Raw genomic sequence first — 13,265 nt, 5'->3', positions numbered from 1 at the left:
CGGGTCCGGGCTTCACCCGCCGCTGAGCTCCGCACTTCTCTGGAGGGCGTCGGTCCGGGAGGCGAGGGCGTGGATCACGGCGGCCATGTCGGACGGGCCGTGGCCCAGCGCCTGGGTTTCGCGGTAGAGGGCGTGGCAGGCGTCCAGGACGGGCGAGGCGACGCCTGCCCGGCGGGCGGCTTCGGCGATGAGGCGGTTGTTGTCCAGGACGTTGGTGATGGACGCCTGGACGGAGAAGTCGCGGGCGAGGAGCTTGCGCGCCTTGGCGCGGGACACGGTGCTGGCCATCGGGCCCGCGTCGAGGACCTCCAGCAGCCGCCGCCGGTCCAGGCCGTGCCGGTCGGCGAAATGGAACGACTCGGCCAGGCCGGTGACCATCGTGATCAGGAACAGGTTGACCGCGAGCTTCATCTCCAGCCCATGGGGAACGGGACCGCAGGCGAACGTCTGGCCGCACATCGGGGCGATCAGGGGGCGGACGAGGTCGACGTCCGCGGGTTCACCGGCCAGCATCGCGACCAGTTCGCCCGTCTCGGCGGGTCCGCGCGAGCCGGACACCGGAGCCTCGACGTAACGGCCGGTGGCCGCGCGGACATCGGCCTCCAGGTCGCGGGAGTAGCCCGGTGACGTGGTGCCCATGTGGACGATCACGCGTCCGGCGACATTCGCCGTGAAGCCGGGCGTGCCTCGTCCGAGGACGGCGTCGATGGCGGGGCCGTCGGCCAGCATGAGCAGCACCACGTCCGCGCTTCGGCACACCTCGGCGGGGCTGGACGCCACGGCCGCTCCCGCGGCGCGCAGCGCCTCGGTCCTGGCGGGGGTGCGGTTCCAGACGATCAGGCTGGTTCCGGCGCGGGCGAGGTTGAGCGCCATGGGGCGTCCCATGACGCCGAGTCCGATGAATCCGACGTTCGTGTCCACCTTCGCCTCCGGTCGTGGCTGGACCGCGCCCCGCCAGGGGTGGCGGCGGAGCGCTCGTGGGGACGTGCCGACCTTGCCGATTATGACAGCGGTCATGATAATGGTCCAGGTGAAGCCAGAAGTGGACGATCGAGGACCTCGGGAGCGGATGGTCTTCAGCGCCGCGCAGCTCATCCGCCGGAACGGGGTCACCGCCACGGGGCTGCGGGAGGTCGCCGCCCACGCCGGCGCGCCGCGCGGGTCGCTCCAGCACTATTTCCCGGGCGGCAAGGAGCAGTTGGTGAACGAGGCCGTGGAGTGGGCCGGCCGCTACGCCGCCGCGCGCGTCGACCGCTTCATGGCCTCCATGTCCCGTCCCACGCCGGGCGGGCTTTTCGCGGCGATGGTGCGGCAGTGGACGGAGGAGTTCCGGTCGGCGGGCTTCGCGGGCGGCTGCCCGGTCGCCGCGGCGACGGTCGACTGCGCGGACTCCGCCGCCTCGACCCGCGCCGCCACCGCCGCCGCGTTCGCGTGCTGGCGCCGTCCGATCGCCCGGGAACTGACCGCGATGGGCGTCCCGTCCCGCCGGGCCGGCGCACTCGCGACGCTCATGGTCGGTGCCCTGGAGGGCGCGATCCTCATGGCCAAGGCCGAACAGAACGTCCGCCCCCTGACGGCCGTCGCCCGCGAACTCGGCCCCTACCTGGACTCCTGCGCCGAACCCGGCCCGTGATCCGGTTCCGCGACCGGCCGCGACGACGGGGGTGCTGAAGCACGTGGTGGACGAACGGCCGCCGCCCACCTGAGAGACGGAACGCCCGCCGGTCCGTGGCGGGAACCGGCGGGCGTCCACCCGGGGAAGGTCAGCGGCGGTAGAGGGACAGCTTCTCCTCGCCGATGCGCTCGCGCAGGGCCGGATCGTCCACGCCCTGCCCCTCCGCGGTCGCCCCGCACAGGACGGCGACCTTGCCGACGTGCTGGTTCGTCTGGACGGCGCGGGTCGCCTCCCCGGCCTCCTCCAGCGGGAACACCTTCGACAGCGTCGGGTGGATCATGCCGAGGCCGAACAGGCGGTTCACCTCGACGGCCTCGTGGTAGTTGAAGCCGTGCGAGCCGATGATGCTCTTCAGCCGCATCCACAGGAACCGGTTGTCGTACTCGTGCTTGTACCCGGTCGAGGAGCCGCAGGTGACGATCCTGCCGCCGCGCTTGGCGACGTAGACGGACGCGCCGAACGTCTCCCGGCCGAGGTACTCGAACACGATCCCGGGGTCCTCGCCGACGAGGGCGCGGATCGCCTCGCCGAGGACCCGTCCCGCCTTCGGATGGCGCAGGCCCTGCTCGCCCAGGTTCAGCTCGTTGCGGTTGATGACGTGCTCGCAGCCCTGCGCGCGGACGATCTCCGCCTTCTCCTCCGACGACACGACCCCCACCGGGATGCCGCCGCCGTTCCTGACGAGCTGCGTCGCGAACGAGCCGAGCCCGCCCGTCGCGCCCCAGATCAGCACGACGTCGCCCTGCTTCATGCGGGCGCCGTGCGTGCCGACGAGCATCCGGTAGGCGGTGGCGGCGCACAGGGTGTTGGAGCCCGCCTCCTCCCAGGTGAGGTGGGCGGGCTTGCGGATCAGCTGGTTCGCCTTGACGATGCAGTACTCGCCGAGCGACCCGAAGTTCGTCTCGAAGCCCCAGGCGAGCTGGGTCTCCGACATCATGCCGTCGTCGTAGGAGCCGTGGTCCTCCTCGTCCACGTAGGACGGGGACAGGACGACCTTGTCGCCGACCTTCCAGTGCTTCACGCCGCTGCCGGTACGGACGACGACACCGGCGCCGTCCGAGCCGAGGATGTGGTACGGCAGGTCGTGCCGGGCGCCGTACCAGCCCTGCCGGCCGAACTTCTCCAGGAACGCGAACGTCGGGATCGGCTCGAAGATCGCCGACCAGACGGTGTTGAAGTTGATCGCGGCGGACATCACCGCGACCACGCACTCGTCGGGCGCGATCTCCGGCATCTCGACCTCGCCGACGTGCAGGGAGCGGCGCACGTCCTTGTCGGTCTGGCCCTCGAAGATCCCGACCTCGTCCTTGCGGGTGAACGCGGCGCGGAAACGGGTCGGCAGGTCGATCTCCTGCAGCTCGGGGCCGCTCGCACCGGAGCGGACGGCGTCGAGCAGGTCATGGGACGGGCCGGGGTGGGCCATGGAATGTCCTCCGTGGAACGACGGTGTCGTGGGCGGGCCCTCAGCGGGCCGTGGTGGGCGTACGGACGGCGTCGCGCTCCCGCCGTCCGGCCAGCCGGTCCTCCAGGTGCGCGGCGAGAACGTCCACACCCGGCGGGTCGAGCAGGTTGAGGTGGTGCGCCCCGGGGATCGTGACGATCTCCAGGTCGGAGCAGAGCCCGCCGAAACCGTTGGTCCCGTCGAGCACATAGCGGGCATCCCGGACGGCCCACGGGGTCTCCTCGGGCGCGTGGTACAGGATGACGTGCCCGTCGTAGGGCCCGGGCTTGTACGCCTCCAGGGAACGGGTGTCCTGGTGGGAGGTGAGCTGGTGGGTGAGGGCCGCCGGGGGGATGTGGTCCACGAGCGGCGCCGCGCGTTCCATGACGAGGGCGAACTGCGCCTCCTCGTCCAGGCCGGCCAGTTCCTCGTAGTCGAGGGCGACGTCCAGGCCGTACGTCTCGTTGATGTAGTCGGTGAACGCGGAGAACCGGCGGGCGAGGGTGTCGGACTCGTCCTCGACCGGCAGCGGGAGCCCCGCGTCGAACAGCGCGACGAACTCGACCTCGCGTCCGGCCCGCCGGAGCCGCCGGGCGGTCTCGTAGGCGAGGACCCCGCCGAACGACCAGCCGCCGAGCCGGAACGCGCCCTCCGGCTGCGCCTCCACCAGGTGCCGCACGTAGCGGGCGGCGCGCTCCTCGACCGGCGGCGCGTCCTCGAACCGCTCCAGCCCGTACACCGGCTGGTCGTCGCCGAGCAGGTCGATGAGCTGCCGGTAGCAGGCGGTGGTGCCGCCGGCCGGGTGCGCGATGAAGATCGGTCGGCGGGTGCCGGACGGCTTGAGCGGGCGGACGGTCTGCCGCGCGGCCTCCTCGTCCGCGGCCCGGATGAACTCGGCGACGTGCTCCGCCGTGGGCACCTCGAACAGCTCGCCGCGGGTCACCTCGGTGCCGAGTTCGGCGACGACGAGCGCGACGACCCGGTCGGCCTGGTCTTCCCGGCCGCCGAGGTCGGCGAAGAAGCCGGCGGTGACCCCGACGCGGTCGAGGCCGAGGACGTCCTCGAAGATGCGGGCCGCGAGACGCTCCGCCGCATCGCGGGGCATGACATATCCGGATTCGGCGTTCGAGACGGCGGTCGGCGCCGGGGCGTCCGGCAGGCCGAGTTCGGCGGCGGCCCACTCCTCGAACACGTTGACGCTGGCGCCCTGCAGCAGCACGGACGCGGGGACGGTCAGCCCGAGGTCGTGCTCGACACCGCTCTTGATCCGGACGGCGACGAGCGAGTCGAGGCCGAGGTCGGTGAGCGGGACGGCCGGGTCCAGGCGCCGCGGATCGAACCCGAGGACGGTCGCGATCCGGTGCCTGACCCGCGCGGCGATCAGCGTGCGGGCGGTGCCGGGGTCCAGGTCCGCGAGCGCCTCCACACCGGGCCAGTCGCCGGCGTCATCGGCCCCGGCCTCGCCCGCGGCCTCGGTCAGCGCGGCGAAGTACGGCATGTTCCGGATCTCGGGGAACAGCGCGACGGCCGTGCCGGGGTCGAAGCGGAGCACGCCCGCCGCCGGCAGGCCGTGGACGAGCAGCGCTTCGAGCGCCTCCGCGCCCTCCGCCGGGCTGATCGGGTCGATGACGGTGACGGACGCTTCGGTGGCTCCGCCGACCTGTGACCAGGTGCCCCAGTTGATGGTGGTTCCGGGGCGGCCGTTCGCGCGCCGGTACGCCATGAGGGCGTCGATCGCGGCGTTCGCGGCGGCGTAGCCGCCCTGGCCGGGCGAGCCGAGCAGCGCGGCGGCCGACGAATGCGTGACGAACCAGTCGAGATCGAGGTCCCAGGCGGCCTCGCTGAGCCGGCGCGCACCCTCGACCTTCGCCGTCCACACCCGGTGGAGATCGTCCGGGCCGAGGTCGGCGATCAGCCGGTCGTCGATGGCACCGGCGCCGTGCACGATGCCGAGCAGCCTCGTGCCGCCCTCCTGCGCGGCCCCGATGAGGCGTTCGGCGGTGCCCGGCCGCGCGATGTCGCCCAGCACGACGCCGACGTCCACGCCGTCCTCGCGGAGGCGGGCGATGACCTTCTCGGCGTCGGCGTCCGGGCCGCTCCGCCCGGACAGCACGATGCGTCCCGCGCCGCGCTCGGCCAGCAGCCGCGCGGTGACCAGGCCGATGCCGCCGTAGCCGCCGGTGATCACGTAGGCGCCGCCGCGCCGGACGATCCGCTTCCCGCGCGGCGGCGGCTCGGGGAGGACTGCCCGCGCGAGGCGCGCCGCGTACCGGGTGCCGCCGCGCCAGGCGGCCTCGCGCTCATCGGCGCCGGCGAGAAGTTCCGCGACCAGGTCCTGCGGACGGTCGACGTCCACGTGGGTCGCCCGCTGGGCGGTGCGCTCGAACGCGAGGACGCGAGTGAGCGCGCTGACGAACCCGTGGCCCGGCAGGCCCTCCCCGCCGTGTAGGGGCAGGGCGCCGCGGGTCGCGACGTAGAGGCGGGGGCCGTCGGGGAGCGAGCGGCTCACCCCGGCGACGGCGAGCACCAGGTCCTCATCGACCAGGTCGGCGGGCGGGACGAGGACGACGCCTTCGACCGGCCCGTCCATGGCCGGATGGCCGTCCGGTGGACGGTGCGTCACCCGATGCCGGACGACGGCCTTGCCGCGGCTCTCCAGCCCGGCGGCCGCCGCCACGGCGAGCGGGTCGTCCTCCTCGGACAGCACCAGCCACGTCCCGCCGCCCGCCGTCCCGGTTTCGGGAAGGGGGGTCTCGTCCCAGGCCAGTTCGACCAGCTTGCCGGTGAGCGGCACGGGGACGTCGGGGCGTTCGACCCGGCGGAGGACGATGCCGGTCGCCTCGGCGAGGAGCCCGCCGTCCGCCGACAGGAGCGTGAGCGAGCCGGTCACGCCCTCGTCGTCCCGGACGACCGCCGCGCGGACGTGCCCGCCGCGGTGCGTCGGCCCGTACACGCGCAGGCTGCCGATCGTCTCGGCCGTCCACACGCCGCCGGCCCCGGTGAGCGCCGCCGCCTCGTCCGACAGGACGGACAGGCAGCGGTCGAACACCTCGGGGTGCAGCCGGTAGTGGCGGCTGCCGCGCTCGGCGCCCGCGATCTCGGTGGCGGCCCCCGGCTCGGCGCCCGCCGGTGCCCGGTGGTCCGCACCGACGTCGGCACTGGCCAGCCGCACCCAGGTGCCCGCCGGTGTCAGCGCGTGCACCTCCACCCGCTGCTCCGCCTCGGTGAACGTCGTGGTGACGGTCGTGTGGTCGGCGAGCGCCAGCGGACGCTCCACCCACAGGCCGTTGACGCGGACGTCCTCGGTGCCGAGCACGGTCGCACCGGCGGCGAGCGCCATCTCCGCGAACGCGGCGACCGGCAGCACGTGCAGGCCGTGGACGGTCAGGCCGTCCAGCCACGGCTGCGCGGCCAGGCCCACGTCGGCGCGCCAGGCGTGCCGGTCCTCACCGGGGAGTTCCACGTGCGCGCCGAGCAGCGGATGCTCGTCGCTCCGGCCGGACGTGCGGGCCGACAGGTCGACCCAGTGCCGTTCGTGCCGCCACGGCGACTGCGGGACGTCGATGACGCGCCCGTCCGCGGGGACCGCGACCGGGTGGCCGTGTGCGGCCAGGGTGGCGAGCTGCGCGTGGAACGTCAGCGTGTCGTCGGTCTCCTGCCCCTTCGGTGCCCGCTTGAGCGTGTGGGTGACGAGCGCGCCCGTCCCGTCGAGGGTCTCACCGACCGCGTGGGCGAGGATCGGGTGCGCGTTGACCTCGATGAACGTCCGGTATCCGTCCTCGGCGGCGGCCGAGACGGCGTCGGTGAGCCGGACCGCGTTGCGCAGGTTCGCGGCCCAGTGCCCGGCACCGAGCGGCGCGCCGGAGGCGAGGTAGGCGCGGGGGTCGTCGAGGGCGGTGGTGTAGAGCCGGATGCCGCCGGTGAGCGGGGTGCCGGGCTCGGCGCCGACCCCGGCGAGGAGTTCGCGCAGTTCGGGCAGCAGCGGATCGACCTGCGGGGAGTGCCCGGCACCCTCGGCCTGGACCATCCGGGCCAGGCGTCCCTCGGCCTCCGCGCGCTTGACGATCTCGGCGACCTGGCCGGCGTCGCCGGTCACGACGGTCTGCCTCGGTGACGAGTGCACCGCCGCGTACACCTCGGGCAGGCCGCCGGCCAGCCGCGCGACCTCGCCGGCGGACGCGCCGAGCACGGCCATCGCGCCGCCGCCGACGAGCCGCGTCAGCAGGCGGGACCGGCGGCAGATGACGCGGACGCCGTCCTGCGGGGTGAGCGCGCCGGCGACGACGGCCGCCGCGACCTCGCCCATCGAATGGCCGATGACCGCGCCCGGCGTGACGCCGTACGCCTGCCACATGCGGGCGAGGCCGAGCTGGATCGCGAACAGGACCGGCATGGTGTCGGCCGGCCCGTCCGGCTTGCCGCCCTCTTCGAGCAGCGCCCACAGGTCGGGGCCGCCCTCCTCGGCGAACATGCCGTCCAGGTCGTCGATGGCTTCGGCGAACGCGGGCTCCTCCTCAAGGAGCCGCTGGGCCATGCCGGCGCGCTGGGCGCCGTACCCGGAGAAGACCCACACGGGACGGCCCGGCGCACCGAGCGCGGTACCCGTCACCACACCGGGGTGGGGACGGCCTTCGGCGAGGGCGGTGAGCCCTTCGAGGAAGCCTGCGCGGTCCCTGGCGACGACGGCGGCGCGGGCTCGTCCCCGGCCGGTACGCCGGTGCAGGGTACGGGCGACGTCAGCGAGTTCCACGTCCTGGGGCGGGAGCCACTCGGCGAGGAGGGCCGCGTGGTCGCGGACACGGTCGTCGCTCGTGTCGGACAGCGGGAACGTCCGGACGGCGGCCGGCTGGACGGTCGTCTCCTGCGAAGGAGCCTCTTCCAGAAGGACGTGCGCGTTAGTCCCGCCAAAACCGAACCCGGACACACCCGCACGCGCCGGGTGCCCCCTATCGGGCCACGGGGTCTCCTCCGAGACGACCGCGAGGTGCAGTTCATCGAACGGGATGTGCGGGTTGGGCTCCTTGAAGTGCGCACTGGGCGGGATGACCCGGTGATGCAGCGCGAGGACGGTCTTGATGAGCCCGGCTATGCCCGCCGCGGACTCCATGTGCCCGAGATTCGACTTGGCGGAGCCGAGCAGCAGCGGCGCACCGTCGTCGCGTCCGGCGCCGAGGACCTCGCCGACCGCCTTGGCCTCGATCGGGTCGCCCAGGAACGTTCCCGTCCCGTGGGCTTCGACGTAGTCGACGTCGCGGGTGCCGACGCCCGCCCTCGCGTACACGTCGCGGAGCAGGGCGCGCTGCGCGTCGGAGTTGGGGGCGACCAGGCCGTTGGAGCGTCCGTCCGAGTTGACGCCGGACCCCCGCACCACGGCGAGCACCCGGTCGCCGTCGCGCACCGCGTCCGACAGGCGCTTCAGCACGACGGCGCCGCAGCCCTCCGCGCGGACCATGCCGTCGGCGGACGCGTCGAACGCCTTGCAGTGCCCGTCCGCCGCCGTCCCGCCCGCGAGGTCGAACGTCATCGTGACGGCCGGCGACAGCAGCAGGTTCACGCCGCCGGCCAGCGCCACGTCGGCCTCACCGGCGCGCAGCGCCTGGACGGCGAGGTGCGTGGAGACCAGCGACGACGAGCACGCCGTGTCGACGATCATGCTGGGGCCGCGCAGGTCCAGCAGGTACGACAGCCGGTTCGCGATGATGCCGAGCGCCGCGCCGGTCGCCGTGAACGGCTCCAGCGACGCCAGGTCGGACGCGGTGAACGCCGCGTACTCCGGCGCCGACACGCCGACGAACACGCCGGTGCGGCTGCCGCGCAGCGACGCCGGCCCGATGCCCGCGTGCTCGAACGCCTCCCACGCCACTTCGAGGACGAGCCGCTGCTGCGGGTCCATCGCCGCGGCCTCGCGCGGGGTGATGCCGAAGAACCCCGCGTCGAACCCGGCGACGTCCGCCAGGAAACCGCCGAGCCGCGTCGTCCGCGCGAGCAGGTCGCCGACCTCGGGCGAGCCGTCGTCGAACGGGGCCCAGCGGCCGTCCGGCACCTCGCGGATCGCATCGCCGCGTCCGGTCAGGAAACGCCAGTAGTCCGCGGGGCCGGTCAGGTCGCGGTCGCCGCCGGGGAAGCGGCAGCCGATGCCGATGACGGCGATCGGCTCGTCGTGCACGGCCTGCCGGGCGGGTCCGGCCTCCGGTTCCCCCGCGGCCGGTTCCGGCCCGATGCCGCCGCCCGCCAGCGCGGCGACCAGCTTGTTGATCGTGGGGTGTTCCCAGACGAGGGTGGCGGGCAGGGAGCGTCCCAGCAGCTGCTCCAGCTCACCGGCGATCGCGACCGCGTCCCGGGACGCCAGCCCGAACTCCTCAAGCGGACGGTCGGGATCGACTTCGGCGGCGATGGTCCTGGAGCGGCGCGCGATCTGCTCGATCAGATGCCGGCGGATCGGCTCCTCACCGATGCGAGTCTCGTCCTGCGCGTCATCCTGCGCGTCGTCCTGCGCGGCTCCGGAACGATCGTTGCTCTGCATGCGCTGGGGTCCCCCCAAGAAACCGGGATCGTTCGTCGAAGCGAAGGGACCACTTTGTCCCACGCTGCCCTGTTCACGATGCGCATCCAGGCCACTTTTCTCACCGGGGCCTTGTCACGGTGATGACAAGACTCCGGAGTAGCCAATGTGGCCTGATGGGATAGTTGAGAAAACACGACCTAGAGTCATGGCCGAGTAACAAGATGTCAACCATCAGTAACAGCAGCGACGACTGTTTTTAGGGGGAAGCGGCGGATTTCCCGGCGGTGCGGGACCCTCGCCGTACGGACTGTTGACCCGGGGCCGATACCGATGGGCGCTGGCGGTTGTCGCCGTCAGCGCGTTCATGACCACCATGGACAACACGGTGGTCTTCACGGCCCTGCCCACCATCATGGCCGACCTCGACATGTCGTCCTCGGCCAAGGACTGGGTCGCCACCGGCTACATCCTGATGTTCTCCTGCCTGATGATCATGGGCGGGCGGCTCACCGACGTCTACGGCTGCCGGCTCACCTTCACCGCCGGCATGGCCGTCTTCACCACCGCGTCCGCCGTGTGCGGGCTCGCGCCGAGCTCCGAGGTGCTGATCCTCGCCCGCATCGTGCAGGGCGCCGGCGCCGCGCTCGCGCTGCCCGCCACGCAGGTGATGGTCACCGTCGGGCGGAACGACAGGCAGCGCTCGATCGGCAACATCGTCTTCATCGGCGCCGCGTCCGGGGCGACCGCGCTCGGCCCCGCGATCGGCGGGATCATCGTCCAGCACTGGCACTGGGGCTGGATCTTCCTGATCAACATCGTGCCCGGCATCCTGGTGATCCTGCTCGGCATGTTCGTCCTCACCGGGCACGGCGAGAACAAGCACGCCCGCGTCGACCTGCCCGGCGTGCTGATCTCCGCGACGATGCTGTTCGCGTTCATCTACGGGCTGGAGGCCGGCAACAGGCACGGCTGGGCCGACCCGTCGGTGCTCAGCGTCTTCGCCCTCGGCGCGATCGCGCTGGTCTGCTTCGTCGTGGTGGAGAGCTGGGCCCCCGACCCGATGATCGACCTGCGGTTCTTCCACAACCGCGTCTTCACCGGCGGGCTGCTGTCGCAGATGCTCTACGGCATCGGCTTCAACGGCATGATGTTCTACTCGCAGCCGTTCCTGCAGCGCTTCCTCGGCTTCTCGCCGCCCAAGGCCGGCATGGTCATGCTGCCCCCGGCCATCGTGATCCTCCTGCTGACCCCGGTGGCCTTCCTGATGGCCGCCAAGATCGGCCCGCGGCCCGCGATCGGCGTCGGCATGGCGCTGATGGGCCTCGGCATGGTCCTGTTCTCCACCCTGACGATCGGCGACGGCTACGCCGACCTGATGCCGGGCGTCATGCTCATCGGCGCCGGGGCCGCCCTCGGCATGCCGCTCGTGATGTACGTGCTCAAGGCCGTCCCGGAGAAGCGGGCCGGCGTCGCGAGCGGCGTCATCAACGTGATCCGCGAGGCGTCCGGCGCCTTCGGCATCGCCATCGTCGGCCTGTTCGTCCACACCATCCCGGACGAGGGCGCGAGCGCCGCCGAACTGGAGAAGTTCCGCATCGGCACCTCCTCGGGCCTCATCCTCGGCGCCGTCCTCGTCCTCATCGGCGGCCTGGTCAGCGGCATCACCCTCCCCAGCCGGCGCGGCTGGCTGGGCCCGAAGCACGGCAAGAGGCCCCCGGTGATCCCGGACCGCCCGAAGCACGATCCCGCCGGGCCACCGCGCGACCCGGTCCCCGCCCTCCTCGCGTCCGGCCCCCTTCCCGCCCCGGTCGCCGTCGCGAGCGCCGCCCCGCCCAACGTCCCCCTCCCGTTCCCCCTCACCTGGGAGGACGACCTCGCACGGGACGAGCGTGTCCGCGCCCCCGGCCCCCACTGGTGGACCGACACCGCCCTCAAGCCCCCGGACGACACCCCCACCCGGTGGAACAGCGAATCCCCCGCCTCCCCCTGGCCGGCGCCTCCCGCCGAGCCACCGCCCGAATCCCCGGAGGACGACCACCCCGCCCGCAAGGGTGAGCCGCGCTCATCGCGGCCTTCGGCGTCCGGACCGGCTCAGCGCGCGGACACCGATGGATCGGGCGTGGTGCGCGGGCCACGGGACGTGCCGCCGGTGAAGCCGGGCCTGGACGCGGGCGGCGAGCAGCGGCCCGGGGAACGGCCCGCCCCGCCGGACGGGTGGTACGAGCCCTATGTGCCGGAGGAGCGGGCGGACGGGCCGCAGGGCATCCCGCGCGGTGACGCCGGGTGGGAGGCACCGTGAGCAGAATCGTGATCTTCGCGGCCGGGTCGCGGGGGGACATCCAGCCCTGTGTGGCGCTCGGGCGGGCGTTGCGGGCGCGCGGGGACGAGGTGCGGCTCGTGGCGAGCGCCCGGTACTCGCCGATGGCCGTCGCGGCGGGGCTGGAACTGGCGCCGCTGACGGCCGACCCGGCGGAGATCCTGGAATCCGACGCCGGGCAGCGGCTGCTGGCCGGGGGGCGTAATCCGGTGAAGTTCCTCGGCGGGTTCAAGCGCGTCATCGGGCCGATGGCCGAGCGTTTGCTGGCGGAGTGCGCGGACGCGTGCAAGGGCGCGGATCTGATCTTGGGGCCCACCCTCGGATTCCTCCCCCGGCACATTGGTGAGCATCTCGGTGTGCCGTGGGCGCTCATTCATTTCCAGCCGAGCGAGCCGACGGGCGCGTTCCCGCATCCGTTCGTCCCGCGGTCGCTCGGCTCGTGGGGGAACCGGGCGAGTTTCCGGGCGGTCGACCAGATCGCGTGGCAGTTGTCGCGGCCGTTCATCAACCCGTGGCGGGAGGAGTCGCTGGGGCTGCCGCGGCTGCCGCTGCGGGGCCGCAGGCCGGACGGCCCGGTGCTGGCGTGCTTCAGCCCGGTCGTCGTGCCAAGGCCCGGGGACTGGGGGCCGAACGTCCATCTGACCGGGTACTGGTTCCTCGACGAGGACGAGTGGGAGCCGCCCGGGGAACTGGCGGAGTTCCTCGCGGCGGGCCCCGCACCGGTGTACGTCGGGTTCGGGAGCATGGTCCCGAAGGACGGCGAGGCGACCGGCCGGACCGTGCGGGCGGCGTTGGAACTCGCCGGGGTGCGGGGCGTCGTGCAGGGCGATCCGGCGAGTTCGGACGGCCGGGTCCACGCCGTCCGGGACGTCCCGCACGCGTGGCTGTTCCCCCGGACGGCGGCGGTCGTCCACCATGGCGGCGCCGGGACGACCGCGGCGGGACTGCGGGCCGGCGTGCCGGCCGTGGTGTGCCCGTTCTTCGGCGACCAGCCCTACTGGGGCGAGCGGGTGGCGGCGCTGGGCGCGGGGCCGGCACCGCTCCCGTTCCGCGCGCTGACGGCGCCGCGGCTGGCGCGGAAGATCCGGCAGGCCGTCCAGGATCGGGAGATGGCCGAGCGCGCGAGCGAGATCGGGCGGCGCATCCGGGCCGAGGACGGCGTCGGACGCGCGCGGCAGATCATCGACGCGCTGCCGCGCTGAGCGCGGTCAGTCCTCCGCCTCGCCCCAGCGCCAGCCGGAGCCGTCCGGGGCGGGGACGATCGCCCGCCTGGCGGGCGGCGGCTGCGGCGGCCTCGGCCGCGGCGGCCCGTCCGCCCACGGCCGCC

The 13,265-nt window shown here is 73.5% G+C and carries 6 protein-coding genes; 3 read left to right on the top strand and 3 right to left on the bottom strand.

The window, feature by feature from the left end:
* Positions 1-12: 12 nt before the first annotated feature.
* Positions 13-1,017, bottom strand: a complete 1,005-nt coding sequence (locus AF1_RS22070; RefSeq protein WP_084263204.1) for an NAD(P)-dependent oxidoreductase — start codon at positions 1,015-1,017, stop codon at positions 13-15.
* Between the two features lie 13 nt (positions 1,018-1,030).
* On the opposite strand from AF1_RS22070, the gene AF1_RS22065 reads away from it, so the two are divergent.
* Complete coding sequence (locus AF1_RS22065; protein ID WP_217999836.1) at positions 1,031-1,633, top strand: TetR/AcrR family transcriptional regulator; 603 nt, start codon at positions 1,031-1,033, stop codon at positions 1,631-1,633.
* A gap of 130 nt (positions 1,634-1,763) precedes the next feature.
* Here AF1_RS22065 and ccrA read toward each other — a convergent pair whose 3' ends face one another.
* Together ccrA and AF1_RS22055 are read right to left on the bottom strand one after the other, a co-directional pair.
* Positions 1,764-3,098, bottom strand: a complete 1,335-nt coding sequence (ccrA, locus tag AF1_RS22060; RefSeq protein WP_067802456.1) for a crotonyl-CoA carboxylase/reductase — start codon at positions 3,096-3,098, stop codon at positions 1,764-1,766.
* A gap of 40 nt (positions 3,099-3,138) precedes the next feature.
* Positions 3,139-9,639 carry a type I polyketide synthase gene (locus tag AF1_RS22055; protein ID WP_067802453.1) on the bottom strand — a complete coding sequence of 2,167 codons (6,501 nt, stop codon included), beginning with the start codon at positions 9,637-9,639 and terminating at the stop codon, positions 3,139-3,141.
* Between the two features lie 355 nt (positions 9,640-9,994).
* On the opposite strand from AF1_RS22055, the gene AF1_RS36845 reads away from it, so the two are divergent.
* Positions 9,995-11,920, top strand: a complete 1,926-nt coding sequence (locus AF1_RS36845) for an MFS transporter (RefSeq protein ID WP_407642243.1) — start codon at positions 9,995-9,997, stop codon at positions 11,918-11,920.
* Positions 11,917-13,140: a glycosyltransferase gene (locus tag AF1_RS22045; RefSeq protein WP_067802513.1), complete on the top strand. Its 1,224-nt coding sequence runs from the start codon at positions 11,917-11,919 to the stop codon at positions 13,138-13,140. Before AF1_RS36845 ends, AF1_RS22045 begins: the two co-directional genes overlap by 4 nt.
* The last annotated feature ends 125 nt before the right edge of the window (positions 13,141-13,265 follow it).

Source organism: Actinomadura formosensis NBRC 14204, assembly GCF_001552155.1.
Lineage (GTDB): Bacteria > Actinomycetota > Actinomycetes > Streptosporangiales > Streptosporangiaceae > Spirillospora > Spirillospora formosensis.
This window is presented reverse-complemented; position numbering and strand designations above follow the sequence as displayed.